18 protein-coding genes, 1 tRNA gene and 1 pseudogene are annotated in these 20023 nt (G+C 60.6%); 3 read left to right on the forward strand and 17 right to left on the reverse strand.

Going from position 1 to position 20023, the window contains the following annotated elements:
• Positions 1–5: 5 nt before the first annotated feature.
• The gene (locus NKH33_RS20510; RefSeq protein ID WP_352540582.1) at positions 6–401 is read left to right on the forward strand and encodes a hypothetical protein; all 396 of its coding nucleotides are present in this window, start codon (positions 6–8) and stop codon (positions 399–401) included.
• An 87-nt stretch (positions 402–488) separates the two neighbouring features.
• On the opposite strand, the gene NKH33_RS20515 is transcribed toward NKH33_RS20510, so the two are convergent.
• Positions 489–564, reverse strand: a tRNA-Lys gene (locus NKH33_RS20515).
• 308 nt (positions 565–872) lie between these two features.
• Between NKH33_RS20515 and NKH33_RS20520 the strand changes: the two genes are divergently transcribed.
• Entirely contained in the window at positions 873–1346 is a 474-nt protein-coding gene (locus tag NKH33_RS20520; RefSeq protein WP_352540674.1) for a BA14K family protein, read from the forward strand.
• 51 nt (positions 1347–1397) lie between these two features.
• Here the strand turns inward: NKH33_RS20520 and glpK are convergent, their stop codons facing one another.
• The 15 genes and pseudogenes from glpK to NKH33_RS20595 form a co-directional block, all read right to left on the reverse strand.
• Positions 1398–2915 (reverse strand): glycerol kinase GlpK, encoded by a 1518-nt coding sequence (gene glpK / locus NKH33_RS20525; RefSeq protein WP_352613760.1) that lies wholly within the window; start codon positions 2913–2915, stop codon positions 1398–1400.
• Between the two features lie 146 nt (positions 2916–3061).
• Positions 3062–4789, reverse strand: coding sequence for an ABC transporter substrate-binding protein (locus NKH33_RS20530; RefSeq protein ID WP_352540584.1), 1728 nt, complete (start codon positions 4787–4789; stop codon positions 3062–3064).
• Between the two features lie 78 nt (positions 4790–4867).
• Positions 4868–5134, reverse strand: coding sequence for a DUF2160 domain-containing protein (locus tag NKH33_RS20535; RefSeq protein WP_031211283.1), 267 nt, complete (start codon positions 5132–5134; stop codon positions 4868–4870).
• 173 nt (positions 5135–5307) lie between these two features.
• Positions 5308–6222 carry a carbohydrate ABC transporter permease gene (locus tag NKH33_RS20540; protein ID WP_352448784.1) on the reverse strand — a complete coding sequence of 305 codons (915 nt, stop codon included), beginning with the start codon at positions 6220–6222 and terminating at the stop codon, positions 5308–5310.
• A 1-nt stretch (position 6223) separates the two neighbouring features.
• The gene (locus NKH33_RS20545; protein WP_023674893.1) at positions 6224–7090 is read right to left on the reverse strand and encodes a carbohydrate ABC transporter permease; all 867 of its coding nucleotides are present in this window, start codon (positions 7088–7090) and stop codon (positions 6224–6226) included.
• A gap of 1 nt (position 7091) precedes the next feature.
• Positions 7092–8159, reverse strand: coding sequence for an ABC transporter ATP-binding protein (locus NKH33_RS20550; protein ID WP_352471682.1), 1068 nt, complete (start codon positions 8157–8159; stop codon positions 7092–7094).
• A gap of 9 nt (positions 8160–8168) precedes the next feature.
• Positions 8169–9248 (reverse strand): ABC transporter ATP-binding protein, encoded by a 1080-nt coding sequence (locus NKH33_RS20555; protein ID WP_352540586.1) that lies wholly within the window; start codon positions 9246–9248, stop codon positions 8169–8171.
• Positions 9249–9287: 39 nt separating this feature from the next.
• Positions 9288–10814 (reverse strand): glycerol-3-phosphate dehydrogenase, encoded by a 1527-nt coding sequence (glpD, locus tag NKH33_RS20560; RefSeq protein ID WP_352921205.1) that lies wholly within the window; start codon positions 10812–10814, stop codon positions 9288–9290.
• Positions 10815–10939: 125 nt separating this feature from the next.
• Positions 10940–11707: a DeoR/GlpR family DNA-binding transcription regulator gene (locus NKH33_RS20565; RefSeq protein ID WP_023674889.1), complete on the reverse strand. Its 768-nt coding sequence runs from the start codon at positions 11705–11707 to the stop codon at positions 10940–10942.
• Positions 11708–11835: 128 nt separating this feature from the next.
• A pseudogene (locus NKH33_RS20570) lies at positions 11836–13246 on the reverse strand (pyridoxal phosphate-dependent decarboxylase family protein).
• A 58-nt stretch (positions 13247–13304) separates the two neighbouring features.
• Positions 13305–14036, reverse strand: coding sequence for a proteasome-type protease (locus tag NKH33_RS20575; protein WP_352540589.1), 732 nt, complete (start codon positions 14034–14036; stop codon positions 13305–13307).
• A 31-nt stretch (positions 14037–14067) separates the two neighbouring features.
• Positions 14068–14862 carry a transglutaminase family protein gene (locus NKH33_RS20580; protein WP_352455718.1) on the reverse strand — a complete coding sequence of 265 codons (795 nt, stop codon included), beginning with the start codon at positions 14860–14862 and terminating at the stop codon, positions 14068–14070.
• Between the two features lie 61 nt (positions 14863–14923).
• Positions 14924–15865: an alpha-E domain-containing protein gene (locus tag NKH33_RS20585; protein WP_352540590.1), complete on the reverse strand. Its 942-nt coding sequence runs from the start codon at positions 15863–15865 to the stop codon at positions 14924–14926.
• Between the two features lie 178 nt (positions 15866–16043).
• A complete protein-coding gene (locus NKH33_RS20590) occupies positions 16044–17456 on the reverse strand; it encodes a circularly permuted type 2 ATP-grasp protein (RefSeq protein WP_352770389.1) in 1413 nt (470 codons plus the stop codon).
• Between the two features lie 172 nt (positions 17457–17628).
• Complete coding sequence (locus tag NKH33_RS20595) at positions 17629–17865, reverse strand: Lrp/AsnC ligand binding domain-containing protein (protein WP_023674883.1); 237 nt, start codon at positions 17863–17865, stop codon at positions 17629–17631.
• Positions 17866–18103: 238 nt separating this feature from the next.
• On the opposite strand from NKH33_RS20595, the gene NKH33_RS20600 reads away from it, so the two are divergent.
• Positions 18104–18523, forward strand: a complete 420-nt coding sequence (locus NKH33_RS20600) for a DUF4864 domain-containing protein (RefSeq protein ID WP_352471688.1) — start codon at positions 18104–18106, stop codon at positions 18521–18523.
• Between the two features lie 9 nt (positions 18524–18532).
• Here NKH33_RS20600 and NKH33_RS20605 read toward each other — a convergent pair whose 3' ends face one another.
• Entirely contained in the window at positions 18533–19912 is a 1380-nt protein-coding gene (locus NKH33_RS20605) for a glycosyltransferase family protein (RefSeq protein ID WP_352921208.1), read from the reverse strand.
• Positions 19913–20023: the final 111 nt, after the last annotated feature.

A 20023-nucleotide genomic window follows, 5' to 3' on the forward strand; every position in this document is an offset into this window, starting at 1 on the left:
ATTCCATGACTGATCTAGGTGAGAAGCCAAAGCAGACGCTGTTCACTCGTACGACGGCCCTCGTTTGGGCAGCGTTGAGCGTCATGCTGGCGCTGAAATGGTCGATGGATCTCGGCATGCTGGGTTTTCCCGACGGCTACATAACGCCCTTCGCAAGAGCAACCAGCACGCTTTTGGGCATTCTGACGGCAGCCTGCATGGCCCAGGGTCTCTACTTTTTCCTGGCCGGCGTGTTCGGCAGAAAGGTAAGCGCCGTCGGTCTGTGCCCGCAAATCCTTGCCGCAGCAGTTCTCACCGTGGTGCCAGTGCCTATCGTGAAGGATTGTCCGAATTCACAGCTGTGCAGCAGAGCCTATGAGGCACTCACCGGCACGATGATGGACGATGGGGCGGGCGGCTAAAGCCACTGGATGCGTTCGGCACGAGGTTGTCACCCATGTCTTAGGTACAAACTGTTACCCATGTCTCCGGGCCGTACATCTTGATTGTGGTGAGCGCGATGGGATTCGAACCCATGACCTACTGATTAAAAGTCAGTTGCTCTACCGGCTGAGCTACGCGCTCCCGCGGGCTCAGAAAGGCCGCCCTCGAAATTGCGCGGAACATAGGGAGAGTGCCTCTGCCGGTCAACCGGAAAAAGACGGCTCCCAAACCGGACTTTCCTGCCGCGTCATCATGCCTGGCGAAGCGCTTCGGCGTTGACGGAACTGCCTCCCTCTCGCGCAAGGCCGAAGCTCGCCCTCTATGCCGACAAAGGCAAGCAGCAAATCGGAAGAACCTTTGCGGATCAGCAACTTGGGATTTTTGGCGGAACAATTTGCGCAGCCTGCCCGTTTCCCGCGATAAGGGACATGCGTTTCAAGGAGAAGACCATGAATAGGATCATGTCGGGCCTGCTGGCGACCACTCTTTCGATCTCATTCGCTGCCGCGGAGATCGTGCCAGTCAACGCTCAGCCCAGCTATGCGCCCCCTGCCGAGGGGCTCACCTCGAATGTCCAGACCGTCCAGTACGAGCCGTGGCGGAGGCACCGGAATTTCAATCGCGATTTCTCGCGTCGCGATTTCCGTCGCAATTTTTCGCGTGACGACGGCATGTACTGGCGTGGCCATCGCGGCTATCGCGAATATCGTCGCGGCTATCGCCGTCACGGCGATTTCTGGTTCCCGCTGGCTGCGTTTGCTACTGGAGCGCTGATTACCGGCGCGATCGTCAACCAGAATCGTGTCTATCGTGGCGATGCCCACGTGCAGTGGTGCTATGACCGTTATCGGAGCTATCGCGCTTCTGACAACACTTACCAGCCCAACTACGGTCCGCGCCGGCAGTGCCGGTCGCCTTACTGAGTCCCAGATTAGAGGCTGCAAGCCCGCGCCCGAAACGGCGCGGGTTTTTCATTAGTGCGAATCCGGTGGCATCCCTGCCTGCGTACTTAGCGTCCTGCGCACAGCGTGGCGCCAACCTGCCAGCTTGGCGGCACGTGTCGAAGCATCCATGTCCGGCTTGAACCGGCGCTCGAGCGCCCAACTCCTGGCGAATTCCGCGGCCTTCGGCCAGACACCCGCCTTCGAGCCGGCCAGCCAAGCCGCACCGAGTGCTGTCGTCTCGAGAATTGTCGGCCGGTCTACCGGCGCATCGAGAATGTCGGCCAGCCGCTGCATGGTCCAGTCTGACGCCACCATGCCGCCATCGACCCTGAGGACGGTCTTGGCCGACGCGCCCTTCCAGTCCTTGCGCATGGCATCAAGCAGGTCGCGCGTTTGGAACGCGACTGATTCCAGTGCCGCGCGGGCAAATTCCGCCGGCCCCGAATTGCGGGTCAGCCCGAAGATGGCGCCGCGCGCTTCGGCATCCCAATGGGGCGCGCCGAGCCCGACGAAAGCCGGCACCAGATAGACGTTCTGCGTCGGATCGGCTTCCTCTGCCAATTTGCCGCTATGCTCGGCCCTGCCGATTACCTTGATTCCGTCGCGCAGCCATTGCACGGCGGCGCCCGCGATAAAGATCGAGCCTTCCAGAGCGTAGGTGGTCCTGCCGTTCAGCCTGTAGGCGATGGTGGTCAAAAGCCGGTTCTTCGAACGAACCAGATCGCTGCCGGTGTTGAGCAGCGCGAAGCAACCGGTGCCGTAGGTGGATTTCATCATGCCTGGCTCGAAACAGGCCTGGCCGATCGCCGCCGCATGCTGGTCGCCGGCCACACCGAGGATTCTAATCTGTGCACCAAACAGGCTTTTGTCGGTGATTCCAAAATCATCGGCACAATCTTTCACCTGCGGCAGCATTCTTGCAGGTATGCCGAAAATGGCCAGCAGCTCGTCGTCCCAGGCGTTTTGTTCGATGTTGTAGACCAGTGTGCGCGAGGCATTGGTGGCGTCAGTGGCGTGGACCTTGCCGCCAGTCAGGCGCCAAATCAGGAAACTATCGATGGTGCCGGCCAGCAGTTCGCCCTTCTCGGCGCGTTTTCTGGCGCCCTTCACCTTGTCCAGCATCCAGGCGATCTTGGTGCCGGAGAAATAGGGATCGAGCAGCAGGCCGGTCTTTTTCGTGAATTTCTTCTCCAGCCCCAGCTTCTTCAGTTTCTGGCATAGCGGCGCGGTGCGGCGGTCCTGCCAGACAATCGCGTTGTGGATCGGCTTGCCGGTCTCCTTGTCCCAGATGACGACGGTTTCGCGCTGGTTGGTGATGCCGATCGCGGCGACTTCCGCTGCGTTGCGGCCGGCTGTCTTCAGCGCGGCTTTCACCGTTTCCACGACGCTTGCCCATATCTCCTCGGGATCGTGCTCGACCCAGCCGGAGGCCGGATAATATTGGGTGAATTCCTTTTGCCCGCTGCCGACGACCTTCATCTTGTCGTCGAACAGGATCGCCCGGCTCGATGTCGTCCCCTGGTCGATTGCAAGGATATATCCGGTCATTCTCTCTCCCGTCGAAGCGAGTTCAAAGGTGCTGCGATGTCTCGACGCCAGATGGCGCGGAGCCGTTCACGCAAACAGGGGAGACGGCAACATGCCGCCTCCCCTGAGCATGGCGATGCGGGCGCGGACGCCCGCATCAAACGGTCCTATTGCTGCCAGCTCTTCACCAGCTCGTCGTAGTTGATGGTGACCGGCTTTTCCTTCTCGTTCTCGATCTTGAGCTGAGGAGCGAGATTGCCCTTCTTGACCGCGTCCGCATTCCAGTAGGCGAGGTCATGCTCTTCGGCCATCTTCGGGCCAATATCGCCCTGGACGCCCGACTTCTCGATGCGGCTCATCACCTTTTCCTGCTCGCCGCAGAGCGAGTCCATCGCTTCCTGCGCGCTCTTGGCACCCGACGAAGCATCGCCGATCGCCTGCCACCAGAGCTGTGCCAGCTTCGGATAGTCCGGCACGTTGGTGCCGGTCGGCGACCACTGGACGCGCGCCGGCGAGCGGTAGAACTCGATCAAGCCGCCGAGCTTTGGCGCACGTTCGGTGAAGCTCTTGTCGTGGATCGTGCTCTCGCGGATGAAGGTCAGGCCGACATGGCTCTTCTTCACGTCGACCGTCTTCGAGGTGACGAACTGCGCGTAGAGCCAGGCGGCTTTGGCGCGGTCGGTCGGCGTCGACTTCATCAGCGTCCAGGAACCGACGTCCTGATAGCCAAGCTTCATGCCGTCCTTCCAGTAGACGCCATGCGGCGACGGCGCCATGCGCCACTTCGGCGTGCCGTCGTCGTTCAGCACCGCCTTGGCGCTGGCGTCGACCATGCTGGCGGTGAAGGCGGTGTACCAGAAGATCTGCTGGGCAACCGCGCCCTGCGCCGGAACTGGCCCCGATTCGGAGAAGGTCATGCCTTGGGCTTCCGCCGGTGCATAGGCCTTCAGCCAATCGAGGTACTTCTGGATGGCATAGACAGAAGCCGGACCATTGGTGTCGCCGCCGCGCGCCGTGCAGGAACCGACCGGACGCGAATTCTCGTCGACCTTGATGCCCCATTCGTCGACGGGCAGACCGTTCGGAATGCCCTTGTCGCCATTGCCGGCCATCGACAGCCAGGCGTCGGTGAACCGCCAGCCGAGCGAGGGGTCCTTCTTGCCATAGTCCATATGGCCGTAGACCTTCTTGCCGTCGATCTCACGCCCGGTGAAGAACGCTGCAATGTCCTCATAGGCCGACCAGTTCACCGGCACGCCGAGGTCGTAGCCGTATTTGGCCTTGAAGTCCGCCTTGTTCTTCTCGTCGTTGAACCAGTCGTAACGGAACCAGTAGAGGTTGGCGAACTGCTGGTCGGGAAGTTGGTAGAGTTTCTTGTCGGGCGCGGTGGTGAACGAAGTGCCGATGAAATCCTTCAGGTCGAGATTCGGGTTGGTGACATCCTTGCCGTCGCCTGCCATCCAGTCGGTCAGGTTGCGCACCTGCTGGTAGCGCCAGTGCGTGCCGATCAGATCGGAATCGTTGACCCAGCCGTCATAGAGGTTCTGGCCGGTCTGCATCTGGGTCTGGATCTTCTCGACGACGTCGCCTTCCTGGATGACGTCATGCGTAACCTTGATGCCGGTGATGGCCGTAAAGGCCGGCGCCAGCACCTGCGATTCATACTGATGCGTGGCGATGGTTTCGGAAACCACCTTGATATCCATGCCGGCGAAAGGTTTCGCGGCATCGATGAACCATTGCATCTCGGCTTCCTGGTCGGCGCGCGAAAGCGTCGAAAGGGGCCCGATTTCCTTATCGAGGAAGGCCTTGGCCTCGTCCATTCCGGCATAGGCATTGCTTGCCCCGAGCAATAGGACAAGCGCAGTTGTTGATGTCAAGAATTGCCGTCGCATGTATTTCCTCCACTGTTAAAGTTCAAAGTGCGATCTGGATCGGCGGCCGGCACGCCGCCGTTCCAACAGTTTCCCCCTCTATACGTAGCGGAACACGCCGACGGCGTAGACCACGGAGAGAGCGAGAGCCCACCACAGATTGGGTCCGACTAGACCCAGCCAAGCGAGATGGATAAAGGCGCTGCCAAGCAGCGACAGGAACAGGCGGTCGCCACGCGTCGTTTCGAACCGCAGCACGCCGACGCGCGGATTGCCGCCCGGCGAGACGTATTCCCACGCCGCCATGCCGCAAAGCAGCAGAAAGATGGTTCCAAAGAAGGCCGCGGTCGGCCACGTCCAGGCCATCCACGAAAAATCGAGGTTGGACGAGAGGTTAAATCCCCACAGGCGGATATTGGCCGGATCGCTGAAGCCCACCGTTATTGCCACGAAATCGATTTGAAGTGCCACCCAGGCCACGACGACCAGGGCGAGAAACAGCACGGCCCACCACCATGGGCTTCTGTCGACCTGCTCCATCATACCCTCCCCAGGGCAAAGCCCTTGGCGATGTAGTTGCGCACAAACCAGATGACGAGCGCGCCGGGAATCAGCGTCAGCACGCCGGCTGCGGCGAGCAGCCCCCAATCCATGCCGGCGGCCGAAACGGTGCGGGTCATGGTCGCGGCGATCGGCTTGGCGTCGGTGGTCGTCAGCGTGCGGGCGATCAGCAGCTCGACCCACGAGAACATGAAGCAGAAGAAGCACGCCACGCCGATGCCGCTCGCAATCAGCGGCATGAATATCTTGATGAAGAAGCGCGGGAACGAATAGCCGTCGATATAGGCGGTCTCGTCGATCTCCTTGGGTACGCCCGACATGAAGCCTTCGAGGATCCACACCGCCAGCGGCACGTTGAACAGGCAATGCGCCAGAGCCACGGCGATGTGGGTGTCGATAAGGCCGAAGGCCGAATAAAGCTGGAAGAATGGCAGCGCGAACACCGCCGGCGGCGCCATGCGGTTGGTCAGCAGCCAGAAGAACAGATGCTTGTCGCCGAGGAAGCGATAGCGCGAAAAGGCATAGGCAGCAGGCAGTGCCGCAGCCACCGAAATCACCATGTTCATAACCACATAGGTGATCGAGTTGATGTAGCCCGAATACCAGGACGCGTCGGTGAAGATGGTGCGGTAATTCGCCAATGTCGGTGCGTGCGGGTAGAGCGTCAGCGACGAGACGATCTCGCCATTGGTCTTGAAGCTCATATTGATGAGCCAGTAGATCGGCAAAAGCAGAACGATGATGTAGAGCGTCGGCACGATCCACCACCAACGCGACTCCTCGCCGCGACGGCGCATCAGCCGTGCGATCTCGTCCTGCCGTAGCGTGCTGGCGAGCCCTTCCGAAGCTGTCGTCTCGCTCACCCTATCGGCTCTCTCTTCGGTGCGGCTCATCTCAGCGCTCCGCGTCGTAATTGGTCATCACGGTGTAGAACACCCATGACAACAACAGGACGATAAGGAAGTAGACCAGCGACATCGCCGCCGCCGGGCCGAGGTCGAACTGGCCGAGCGCCGTCTTGACGAGATCGATCGAAAGAAAGGTCGTCGAGTTGCCGGGTCCGCCGCCGGTCACCACGAACGGTTCGGTGTAGATCATGAAGCTATCCATGAAGCGCAGCAGCACGGCGATCAGCAGCACGCGGTTCATCTTCGGCAGCTGGATGTAGCGGAACACCGCCCAGCGCGAGGCACCGTCGATCTTGGCCGCCTGATAAAAGGCATCCGGGATCGAGACCAGGCCGGCATAGCAGAGCAGAACGACGAGGCTGGTCCAATGCCAGACGTCCATGATGATGACCGTGACCCAGGCGTCGTATGGGTCTTGCACATAATTATAGTCGATGCCGAGCGCGTTGACGTAATAGCCGAGCAGGCCAATGTCGTTGCGCCCGAACACCTGCCAGATGGTGCCGACGACGTTCCACGGGATCAGCAGCGGCAACGCCATCAAAACAAGGCAAACAGGCACGCCCCAACCCTTCTTCGGCATATTGAGCGCAATGAAGATGCCGAGCGGCACTTCGATCGCCAGGATGATGAAGGAGAAGACAAGGTTGCGGATCATCGCCTGCCAGAAGCGGCTGGAGGAAAGCAGTTCCTCGAACCATTCCGTGCCGGCCCAGAAGAAGACGTTATTGCCGAAAGTGTCCTGCACCGAATAATTGACGACCGTCATCAGCGGTATGACCGCCGAGAACGCCACCAGCAGCAGCACCGGCAGCACCAGGAACCAGGCTCTGTTGTTCCAGGTCTTTTCCACTTCAGGCTCCCATCTCGACGCGCCAGGAATTGGCATAGATGTTGATGCCGGCCGGGTCGAACCGCACCTTCGGATCAGCCGGAACTGTCTCGTCCTCGCCGATGACGGCGGCGATCTCGCGCCCTTCAAGATTGGCACGGACCACCTTGTGGCGGCCGACGTCCTCGACCTTGCTGATCCGGACGGCCATGCCCTTACTGCCCAGGCGCACATATTCGGGACGGATGCCGAGTTCGATGGCGCCGCCGCCCGCCTTGGGCACGCCCGGCAGTTCGATCTGCTGCGAGCCCAGCTTCGCTGTCTTGCCGTCGATCGCCACCGGCATGACATTCATGCCGGGCGAGCCGATGAAATAGCCGACAAAGGTGTGGCGCGGGCGCTCGAACAGCTCCGCCGGTGTGCCGATCTGCACGATTTCGCCGTCATACATGACGACCACCCTGTCGGCGAAGGTCAACGCCTCGGTCTGGTCGTGCGTGACATAGACCATGGTATAACCGAAGCGGCGGTGAAGCTGCTTCAACTGCGAGCGCAGCACCCATTTCATATGCGGGTCGATGACTGTCAAAGGCTCGTCGAACAGGATGGCGTTGACGTCGGAGCGCACCAGCCCGCGCCCGAGCGAGATCTTCTGCTTCTGGTCGGCGGTCAGTCCGCGCGCCTTTCGTTTGGCCATATCGGCCAGCCCGGTCATCTCCAGCGTCTCGCGCACCTTGCGGTCGACGTCGGGCTCCGGCACGCCGCGATTGCGCAGCGGGAACGCCAGATTGTCGTAGACGGTCATCGTGTCGTAGATCACCGGGAACTGGAAGACCTGGGCGATGTTGCGCTCTTGGGTCGACAGATTGGTCACGTCCCTGCCGTTGAACAGCAGCTGGCCATGCGAGGGATGCAGCAATCCCGAAATGATGTTGAGCAGCGTGGTCTTGCCGCAGCCGGATGGGCCGAGCAGCGCATAAGCGCCGCCATCCTCGAACGTGTGGTGCACTTCCTTCAGCGCGAAATCGGCATCCGTGCGCGGGTTCTGCAGATAGGAGTGGCGGATATGATTGACATCGATGCGCGCCATCGCTTCCTCCTAGGCCGCCAGCTTCGGCGCGGCCACGGCACGGCCGTGCTCGTCAAAGACCATGATGTGGCGCGGGTCGATGAACACCTCGACCTCCTCGTCCGGCTCGAAGTCGCGAATGCCATGGGTCAGCATGACCCAGCGCGCATCGGCAAAATCGAGATGGACGAAGCTTTCCGATCCGGTGATCTCGGTGATCGTCACCTTTGCGCGCACCGGCACTGCGGCGGCGTTGGGCCGATCGAGGGACAGATGATGCGGCTGGAACCCGATCGTATAGATCGCATCGGCAATGCCGAAGAGTTCCGCCGGCACCGGCAATTTCACGCCGCCCTCGAGCAGGAAATCCAGACCCTTCTTGGCAAGCACGATGGTGTTGAGCGGCGGATCGGCGAAGGTTCTCGCCGTCACCAGATCAACCGGTTTGCGGAACACTTCGATGGTCGGCCCGAACTGGGTGATGCTGCCTTCGGAAAGCGTCGCCGTGTTGCCGCCGAGCAGCAAGGCTTCGTGCGGCTCGGTCGTGGCATAAACAAAGATTGTACCGGCGGCCGCGAAGACTTTCGGCAGTTCCGCGCGTAATTCTTCGCGCAGCTTGTAGTCGAGATTGGCGAGCGGCTCGTCGAGCAGCACGAGGCTGGCATTCTTGACGATCGCGCGGGCCAGCGCGGTGCGCTGCTGCTGGCCGCCCGACAGACTGAGAGGCGTCCGGTCGAGATAGGGCGTTAGTTTGAGAAGGGCGGCGGCATTGCGCACCTCCCTGTCGATCGTTGCCTGATCCGTGCCGGCCACCCGCAGCGGTGAGGCGATGTTTTCGTAGACCGTCATCGCCGGATAATTGATGAATTGCTGGTAGACCATGGCGACGTTGCGCTTTTGCACCGGCATGCCGGTGACATCCTTGCCATCAAACCAGACCGAGCCCGAGGTCGGCACGTCGAGGCCCGCCATCAGCCGCATCAGGCTGGTCTTGCCGGAGAGCGTCGGCCCGAGCAGGACGTTGAGCGAGCCGTGCTGAAGCGTCAGCGAGACGTCGCGGATATGTTCCGCCGCACCCACCGTCTTCGTCACGTTTCTCAGTTCAAGCATGATGCCTCCTCCCAGGCTTTCTGCATCAGTCGGCCGTTCCTATTCGGCAGCCGCTACGTGCTGCCGGCTTATTCCGCGCATGAACTCGTCGAGCACTGCCGCCTGCTCACGGCTGAGACGCAGGCCGCGCTTGGTCCGGCGCCACAATACATCCTCGGCAGTCATCGCCCATTCGTTTTCGACGAGGTAGCGCACCTCGGCTTCGTAGAGATCGGCGCCGAAGTTGCGGCCAAGATCGACGTTCGACTTGGCGAGGCCCAGCAGCTTCCTTGCGCGGGTGCCGTAGAGCCGGGTCAACCGGCGGGCCAGCCGGGCGTCGAGGAACGGGTACGCCGTTTTCAATTTCGCCACCTCGGCATCGAAGCCGGTGACGGGAAAGTCACCGCCGGGCAGCGGCGCGTTTGCCGTCCATGGTTTGCCGCGCTTGCCGAGAAAACCCTCGATCTTCTCGAGCATCGATTCCGACAATCGGCGGTAGGTCGTGATCTTGCCGCCAAAGGCGTTGACGATCGGGGCGGCACCCTCGCCTCCATCGGCCTTCAGCACATAGTCTCGGGTGGCTTCCTGCGCCTTTGAGGCGCCATCGTCGTAGAGCGGTCGCACCGCGGAATAGGTCCAGACGATATCCGACGGCTTGACCGGCTGCGCGAAATATTCGCTTGCCGCAGCGCAGAGATAGTCGATCTCGGCGTCATTGATCCAGACGTCGTGCGGATCGCCGGGATAGTCACGATCGGTCGTGCCGATGAGCGTGAATTCGTCCTCGTAAGGGATGGCGAAAATGATGCGCCCGTCCTTGTTCTGAAAGAAATAGGCGCGTGGGTCGTCGAATTTCTTGCCCACGACGATATGGCTGCCTTGTACGAGGCGGACATTGTGCACGTCGTTCAAGCCGACGGTGGCCGACAGCACCTGATCGACCCATGGGCCGGCGGCATTGACCAGCAGCCGCGCCTTGACCTCCTCGGTATCGCCGGTCCGCACATTTTCAAGCCTGACCGTCCAGAGATTGCCTTCGCGGCGCGCGCTGACGACCTTTGTTCGGGTTCGAATGGTTGCGCCGCGTTCGGCAGCGTCGCGGGCGTTCAACACAACCAGCCGGGCATCGTTGACCCAACCGTCCGAATATTCGAAGGCCTTTCGAAACAGCGGCTTCAGCGGCTTGCCGGCCGGATCCTTGGCCATGTCCAGCGTTTTCGTCGGCGGCAGCAATTTGCGCCCGCCAATATGGTCGTAGAGGAAAAGCCCGAGCCGGATCAGCCAGGCCGGACGCAGTCCCTTGGCGTATGGCAGCACGAAGCGCATCGGCCAGATGATATGCGGCGCGTTCCTCCACAGGACCTCGCGTTCCATCAGCGCTTCGCGCACCAGACGGAATTCGTAGAATTCGAGATAGCGCAAGCCGCCGTGGATCAGTTTGGTCGAGCCGGAAGAGGTCCCGCTGGCCAGATCGTTCATCTCGGCAAGAAAAACCGAAAAGCCACGTCCAACGGCATCGCGGGCGATGCCGCAGCCATTGATGCCGCCACCGATGACGAAAATGTCATGAATCGGTGATGCGCTCAAAGAATCCTCCCTCGACTTCGCATTGCAGCATTTTTGGGTTCTTGCGAAACCGTAGCGGAATTATTTCGAAATGATAACGAATGTCAAACGAAATATGATGGGCGGAAGATGCCGCTACGGCATCTCTAGGAGAGCGACGTTTCGATCAGCTGAACTTCTGCCTCCTGGCAGATCTTACGCACCGACGGGATGTCGCAACGATCGGTGATAAAGGTGTTGACCTGCGACAGATGGCCGATGCGGACGGGCGCGGTGCGCTCGAATTTGGTCTGGTCCGACACCAGGATCACATGTCGGGCGTTGGCGATGATCGCCTGAGCCACCTTCACCTCGCGAAAATCAAAGTCGAGCAGTGCGCCGTCATGGTCGATGGCCGAGGCGCCGATCACCGCAAAATCGACCTTGAACTGCCTGATGAAATCGACCGCGGCCTCGCCGACCACACCGCCGTCGGAACCGCGCACGACACCGCCGGCGATCACCACCTCGATCGAAGGATATATGCGCATCCTGTTGGCAACATTGATGTTATTGGTGATGACCATCAGGCCGCTGTGATCGAGAAGCGACTTGCTGACAGCTTCCGTCGTTGTCCCGATATTGATGAACAGAGACGCGTTGTCGGGGATCAGCCGGGCTGCTGCGCGGCCGATCGCCTCCTTCTCCTCGGCGGCGATCTTGCGCCGAGCCTCATATTCCATGTTCTCGATGCCGGAGGGGAACAATGCCCCGCCATGGATGCGGGACAAAAGCCGCTGGTCGCAGAGATCGTTGAGATCCTTGCGGATCGTCTGCGGCGTCACGTTGAAATGCGTCGCCAGCTCCTCGACCAGTACGCGGCCATGGTCCTTGGCCATCTGGATGATTTCGGAATGACGCGGCGACAGATACATCTAGCAACCTCTCATTTTCGTTTTTCTCGTCTATAGCTGAAAACGAAAGCCATGAACAGGTATGGGCCGGCTAATGAAAATCGGGCGACTGCAGCGAGAAAAGCTCCGGTGCAATCTCGACGAGGCTATCAACTCAGCCCCCGCGCGATCTCAGTGATGACCGAGAAAGCAGTATCGACGTCCGCCGCAGTCGTTTCGAACTGCCCGACCTGAAAGCGGATCGCCACCTGCCCGTCCACCCGGGTCTGCGTCAGGTAAATGCGGCCGTCATCGTTGATCGCGCTGACCAACCGCAAATTGTGCTCGTCAGAGTCGATGGCCGCAGCCGCGAGATGGCGGAATGAGAATAGCGACAGCATGGGTTCCGTGACGATCTCGAAATCCGGTTCCCGAGCCAGCCGCGCGGCGAGGCTCTCGCTCCAGGCAACATGGTTGCGGATCATGTTCCGCAGATTTTCCAAGCCATACGCACGCAGCAGGAACCAAAGTTTCAGAGCGCGGAACCTCCGTCCGAGCGGCACCGACCATTCGGAGTAGTTGATGACCCCGTCGCGGCCATGCGTTTTCAGGAATTCGGGCTTGATCGCCAGCGTGCGGACCAGCTTCCGGCTGGCGGATGAACTGCATCGAGCAATCGAACTGTGCCCCCAACCATTTATGCGGGTTGAAGACGATGGAATCGGCATTTTCGGCGCCGGTCCAGAAATGCCGGAACTCATGGCAGATCATGGCGGAGCCGGCCCATGCGGCATCGACATGCAGGTAGAGCCCGTGCCGCTTCGCCACCTCGGCAACAGCCGCCACATTGTCGGTGCCGCCGGTACTTGTGCCGCCGACGCTGGCGATGATGCCCGCCGGCAGCATGCCGTTTTCGCGGTCGGTAACGATCGCGGCTTCCAGAGCCGCCGTCTGCATGGCGCGGAAGCGTCCGGCGACCGGAATGCGCACGAGGTTCGCCTCGCCGATGCCCGACACCCAGATCGCCCGGTCGATAGAAGTATGGACCTGGTCGGAAGAATAGATCCGCACGACCGGCTGCCCTTGCAAGCCGTTCTTGTTGCCTTGCCAGTCGAGCGCGCGCTCGCGCATTGTCAGCACGGCGGCAAGCGTCGCCGATGAAGCCGAATCCTGCATGACGCCGGAAAATCCCTCCGGCAAACCAAGCGCCTGCCGCATCCAGTCGACGACACGCGTCTCGAGCTCGGTTGCCGCCGGCGAGGTCTGCCAGAGCATGCATTGCGCGGCCATCGCGGAAACCAGATACTCGGCCACGACGGAGACCGGTGCCGCGTTAGCCGGGAAATAGGCGAAGAAACGCGGATGCTGCCAGTGCGTCATGCCCGGCAAGATCTTTTGTTCGAAATCGGCGAAGATTGCCTGCATCGTTTCGCCGTCTTCCGGCGGCGCGGCATCGATGCTTTTGAAGATTTCGCCCGGCTCGACAAGCGGCCGCACCGGTTTTTCGCGAAGGCTGTTTCTGTAGTCGGCGCCCCATTCAGCCGCTCGCAGCGACCATTCGCGGAATTCGTTGCTATTCATCTTCGCCTCCGTAGCGCCTCATCGAGCCGCGATCAAAGAGCACGAAAAACGAAGGTTTTCATTCGGGAAAATCAGGCAGACTGGCAAAGGCGGTCTTCAGCGCGTTCGACCAGCTATCCGAGATCGTACGATAATATTGATCGTCCTGGGTTATTCGCTTTTTGAGGCCGACCTTGAAAGTGTCCTTTTCATAGAACAGCAGGTCGAGCGGCAGGCCGACCGACAGGTTCGACTTCAGCGTCGAGTCGAACGACACCAGCAGTAACTTCACCGTCTCGGCGAAACTCATCGTCCTTTCATAAGCGCGGATAATGATCGGCTTGCCGTATTTGGTCTCACCGATCTGGAAGAACGGCGTGTCCTCGGTGGATTCGATGAAATTGCCTTCCGGATAGATCATGAACAGGCGCGGCGCGCTGCCCTTGATCTGACCGCCGAGGATGAAGGAGGCGTTGAAGTAGGAATCCGCCTTTTCGCCCGCCGGCGACGAACTGGCGATGACCTCCTTGACGGTGTCTCCGACCAACCGGACTGTCTGGTACATGGAGGGCGTTTCGAGCAGTGTGGCACGGCGCTCCGCCACTGCCTTGGTGCGTTCGTCGAGCAGGCTGACCACGGCCTGCGTCGTCGCCAGATTGCCGGCCGACATCAAAACGATGACGCGCTCGCCCGGCTCTTCCCAGACATGCATCTTCCTGAAGGTCGAGATCGAATCCATGCCGGCGTTGGTGCGCGTGTCCGACATGAACACGAGCCCGCGATCGATCTTCAGGCCGACGCAATAGGTCATCGAATCTCTTTGGCAACAATCTTGCCGGGGATTACTGCTCCACGGTGACGGTGACCGCAAGCTGTTCTTCCGCCTGTCCCAGCCGAATTCCAGATACCGGCGTGGCGTCGCGATAATCGCGGCCGGTCGCCACCTTCACATAACGCTCGTCCGGAGAAATGCCGTTGGCGACATCGAAGGCGACCCAGCCGAGGCCCGAGACATGCGCCTCGGCCCAGGCGTGGCTTGCCGCCTGCTCGATGGCCGCATCCATCATCAGGTAGCCGCTGATATAGCGGGCCGGAAAATCCATGGCACGCGCCGCGGCAACGAAGATGTGGCTGTGGTCCTGGCAAACGCCGGTCTTGAGCGCCAGGGCCTCTTCGGCCGGCGTCGTCACGTTGGTGGTGTCCGGCGTATAAGCGACGCGCTCGCCGATCACCGCCATCAACCGGTGCAGCCTTTCGATGTCGGTACCCTTGCCGACCGAGGCAGCAAGCTCGCGAATGCCGCTGCCGATCGTCGTCAGCGGCGTTTCCTGGCCGAACAGCCAGAGCGGCGCGAAACCCTGGTGCGGTCCGCAGACGCCAGCGGTGTCGCGCGTCACCACTTCGCCGGCTGCTTCGACGGTGATGAAGTCGCGCTCGCCCTCGACGCTCAACAGCCGGGTATCATTGCCGAAATGGTCGGTGAAGCGCACTTCCTCGCGTGCGCCTTCGATCTTCAGCGCCCAGGACAGTACCGTCTGGGTGCGCCCGTTCACCGGGAGCAGCCGCAAACGCTGCAACAGATAGTGCACCGGCGCATCGTAGCGGTATTCGGTCCGGTGGGTGATCTTCAGCCGCATCGCACTCGTCCCTGGAGCATGAGCTTTTCCGAAAACCGGTCTCCGCTTTTTGGGATCATGCTCAATAGAACCTGTAATCCTGCGCGATCTCGTCGCCGAGCCTGGTGTTGTCGCGGATGAAATTGGCCAGGAATTCGTGCAGGCCGGCGTCGAAAATATCCTTGATCGACCCGGCCGTCAGCATGGCCTGGGTCTTGGCAGCCGTCGCATGACAGGCGTGGCGCTCCCCATAGTCGTCACCCAGGAATTTGAGATGCTCCGTCAGGAAGCGGTAGCAAAAGGTCAGCGAGCGCGGCATGCGGACGTTGAGGATCAGATAATCGGCGATGTTGCTCGGCTTGTAGTCGGCATCATAGACCCAGCGATAGGAACGGTGCGCCGACACCGAGCGCAGGATCGATTCCCACTGGTAGTTGTCGAGCGTCGAGCCGACCCAGGAGATCGACGGCAACAGCACGTAGTATTTCACATCCAGGATGCGCGCGGTGTTGTCGGCGCGTTCGACATACGTGCCGAGCTGCGAAAAATCGAAAATTTCGTTGCGCAGCATCGTGCCGTAGAACGAGCCGCGGATCAGCGCCGTCTCGCGTTTGATTGCGTCGAGCGCGTTGGGCAGGTCGCGCTCGTCGATCGGCTTGGCCAGTATCCGCTTCAGCGACATCCAGGCTTCGTTGATGCTTTCCCAGGTCTCACGCGTCAGTGCGGTACGCACCATGCGGGCATTGTTACGGGCCGTTTCGATAGACGACATCGTGCTCGACGGGTTCGATGTGTCGCGCAGCAGATAGTCGGCGACATTGGCGGCGGTGTAGTCGGAATATTTCTGCGTGAAGCTGGCGTCCGAACCGGCGCTGAGCAGCACCGAATTCCACTCCTCCGAAGCGTTCTGAGTACGAGTCAGCGCCATGCGCAAGCCGGCATCCACCAGCCGCGCCATGTTTTCCGCCCGCTCGATGTAGCGGTTCATCCAGTAGAGCCCGTTGGCGGTGCGGCCGAGAAGCATGTCAGGCGGTCCTGTGGTGAATAGTGAAAGGTGAATGGTGAATGGTGACTATCCGGATTCCAGGGCACGATTCCGCGCGCTTCACTTCAGGGCATTTCACCAACATCAACGACCCACATCCTTACCTATTCACTATTCACTATTCACTATTCACTATTCACTATTCACTACTTTCACTCTAATCATCCAACACCCACGTATCCTTCGTGCCCCCGCCTTGCGAGGAATTGACGACCAGCGAGCCTTCCTTGAGCGCTACTCGGGTCAGCCCGCCGGGCACGATCTGGATACGGTCGGAAACCAGCACATAGGGGCGCAGATCGACATGGCGCGGCGCCAGCCCCTTGTCCGTCAGGATCGGACAGGTCGACAGCGCAAGCGTCGGCTGGGCGATGTAGTTCGACGGTTTTGCCGCGACCTTTTTGGAAAACTCTTCGCATTCCTTCTTGGTCGCCGCCGGGCCGACCAGCATGCCGTAACCGCCGGAGCCGTGGACTTCCTTGATCACCAATTCATCGATATGCTCGAGCACGTATTTCAGGCTGTCCAGCTCCGAGCAGCGCCAGGTCGGGATGTTGCCGAGGATCGCCTTGCGGCCGGTGTAGAATTCGACGATCTCGGGCATGTAGGAATAGATCGCCTTGTCGTCGGCGATGCCGGTTCCCGGCGCATTGGCGATCGTGATGTTGCCGGCGCGGTAGACGTCCATAATGCCCGGCACGCCAAGTGCCGAGTCGGGGCGGAAGGTCAGCGGATCGAGGAACGAGTCGTCGACACGACGGTAAAGCACGTCGATCTGCTTGTAGCCCTCGGTGGTGCGCATCGCGACATGGCCATCGACGACGCGCAGATCCTGCCCCTCGACAAGCTGCACGCCCATCTGGTCGGCAAGGAAAGCATGTTCGAAATAGGCCGAGTTGAAGCTGCCCGGCGTCAGCACGGCAATGGTCGGCGCGCCCTTGGTGCTTTGCGGCCGCACTGCCGCCAGCGACTGGCGCAAGAGCTGCGGGTAATTCTCAACCGGCCGCACCTTGATCTGCTGGAACAGCTCGGGAAAGAGCTGCATCATCGTCTCGCGGTTCTCCAGCATGTAGGAGACGCCGGACGGCGTGCGCGCGTTGTCCTCCAGCACGTAGAACTCGTTCTCGCTGATGCGTACGATGTCGACGCCGATGATGTGGGTATAGACGCCGGCCGGCGGCCGCACCCCGATCATCTCGGGCAGGAACGCCTCGTTCTTGGCGATCAACTCCTTCGGCACCCGGCCGGCGCGTAAGATCTCCTGGCGATGGTAGATGTCGTCGAGAAAGGCGTTCAGCGCCTGGACGCGCTGCTCGATGCCTTGCGTCAGCCGTCGCCATTCGTTGCCCGAAATGATGCGCGGAACGATATCGAAGGGTATCAGCCGCTCCGATGCTTCCTGCTCACCGTAGACGGCGAAAGTGATGCCTGTCTTGCGAAAGACGCGTTCGGCGTCCTGCATCTTCTCGGTAAGTCTGGCGGGGTCCTGTTCCTTCAGCCAGCGATCGTAAGCCGAATACGGTTTTCTCAGCCCGGAAACTTCCGGAAGCATTTCATCGAACGCTGCCAATCGCATACTCCCCTGTGGCGCCATTTCACTGGCCTGGCTGGAGAAAATCAAGCGCAATCGGTGATTTGTTGGGCGCCGGCGATCAGTATATCGCACTTGCCTAAAATTAAGGCAGCACCAATAGGGCCTTGATCAGGCTTTGCCTGGTGTCCGGGCACATGCCGGATGCGGATCAAAACGCGCGAAAGGTGACGACCGTGAACGTGTCCTTGATGCCGGGAAGAATCTGCACTTTCTCGTTGACGAAGTGGCCGATGTCTTCCTCGTCGTCGACATAGAATTTGGCGAGCAGGTCGTAGTTTCCGGCTGTCGAGTAGATTTCCGAAGCGATCTCGGCATCGGCCAGGGCGCTGGCAACGTCGTAGGCCTTGCCCAGATCGCATTTTATCTGCACGAAAAATGCCTTCATTGCCTGGTCCTGCTCACATCGCACGCTCTAATCGAGCGGCCCTTGTGGCAGACTGCCGCCCGGCTTTCAAGCATCGGCAATCGCTCAGGCTGTTCTCGCCTCGACAATGCTTTCTCGGCTCGGACACGGACTGCCACGCCGAATGTTTGCGCTCGGCTGAAACCCTGAAGCACTGCAAAGCGTATGGTATCATGTACCTTCAGGCAGCGATTTGTCAGGGACAACGGAGAGACAGGCCATGCGCCGCGCGTTTTTCGCATTCGCAGTCATTCCATTCATTTTCGCATCCCAGGCCTTTGCTGGCGACGCCGAAGTCAAAGCGGCGCAGACAGTCATCGATGGGCAGTTGAGGGCGTTCATCGCCAATGACGGAATGACGGCCTACAGCTTTGCCGCACCGAATGTGAAACGCATCTTTCCGACCGTCGATACCTTCATGAACATGGTGACAAAAGGCTATCCGCCGGTGCGCCAACCGCAGACCTACTCCTTCGGCAAAGTTCGCGAGACGAGCCCGACCTCGATCATCCAGCAAGTGCTGATCGTCGGCCCGGATGGCAAGGACTACGAGGCGGTCTACACGCTCGAACTACAGCCTGACGGCAGCTTTCGGATCACCGGCTGCAGCCTGCGTGCGTCCACGTCGCTCAGCACCTAAAGGGGTGTTTCAATCCTGTCGCCGGTAGAGCGTCCAGCTCAGGCCTGAAAACCCCCAATGCCTCGACGCATCGGCCCGTTCATACGCCAGAGCGCATGCGGCCGTAGGTTGGACATGTTCGGCTTGTTTGTCCACGTCCCCTTCGAGGACCAGCCAGGCGGGCCGTTCGGTGCACATCCCGTCGTCTGTGACCAGCAATGCCCGACGATCCATTCGCGCCGCAAAATAGTTGACGACAATGGGGGTGCGGAAATTACCGTCGCTGGCATAGGTGGTTGCGCCGTTCCTGGTCATTTCATCAACGATAGCGGCGTAGGAGCCGCGTCCATATTGATAGAACTGAAGCAGCGACGAAATGCTTCCACTCACCACGATCGCCAGCGCTCCCATCGCAAGCAGCCTGGCAGTTCCGCGAGCATCCAGGCCGCGGCCAATCATCTCGCCGGCCCAGAGCAGCAGCAATGTTCCGCTGATGATGAAATAGCGCGGGAACTCAAGGTTGGGCAGATGCGCCGCCGCCATGAGCAAAGGCAGTCCGATAATCCCGATGGCATAAAGGCTGGCTCGACGACCGCGCCAGACACCGGCGGAGAGGCCGACAAGACCGCAGGCGGCAACGATATAGGGCCCGTCGCCAAACCAGGGTGGCAGGCCGAACAGAGAGCGGATCATCCCGCCATAGCCCTGCGCGAAGGCGGCAATCGAGAATGGCGAAACACCACCGACACTGAAGCCGAACAGCCTGCAGCCGACAAACACGCCGACAGCCAGCGGCAGCACGGCAAGCAAGCCCGGCAGGAAGATCGACGCCAGGTCCGCAACGACGCGGCCGACCTTCGCCGTACGCTGCCAGGCGAGCCAGGCGGTCCAGATTGCGAGGACCGCCACCATTCCGATCATTGTGAGATGGCACAGGAAGCCGAAAAGGATCGCCGCTGCCAAGGCCGCGCCAGACCACCGTCTATTGTCGAGCCGGCGCTCCAGAAAAACCACCGAGAGCAGCGTGAACAGCACAAGGCCGGCATAGCCGCGCGCCTCCGAGCCGTAATGGACCATTGGGTAGCTCACGGCAAACAACAGGCTTGTGGCAATCATCGCCTGTCGTCCGCGCGATGCGGCGCTCGCTGCCGCCGCACCGATCGTGGCAACACCTAATGCTATCGACAGACCTCGCTGGATCAGCGGCGAAGCATCGGGGCCAATGAGATAGAGATAGACCGAGTTGAGGAAATGATTGTTGTCGTGATTGACGTGCCAGAATATCTGGTCGATCGACGTCAGCGGCTTGATCAGCGCAAAGCTCCAGATCTCGTCCAGCCAAAGGTCGCCGCGCGCGCCAAGCAAGCGCAAGACCAGGCCGGTCACTGCGATCGCCAGAATCGCAAGCAACGACCCAGCCGTCCATCGCTGAACCGCGATGGGGGTCGAAGGCGAAGGCTCGGCGATGCCGTTCGTCCGCACCGTCGTGCCAGGAACTGAAACTTGCCGCGAAACGAACAG

It is taken from the genome of Mesorhizobium sp. M1182 (assembly GCF_040318335.1).
GTDB lineage: Bacteria > Pseudomonadota > Alphaproteobacteria > Rhizobiales > Rhizobiaceae > Mesorhizobium.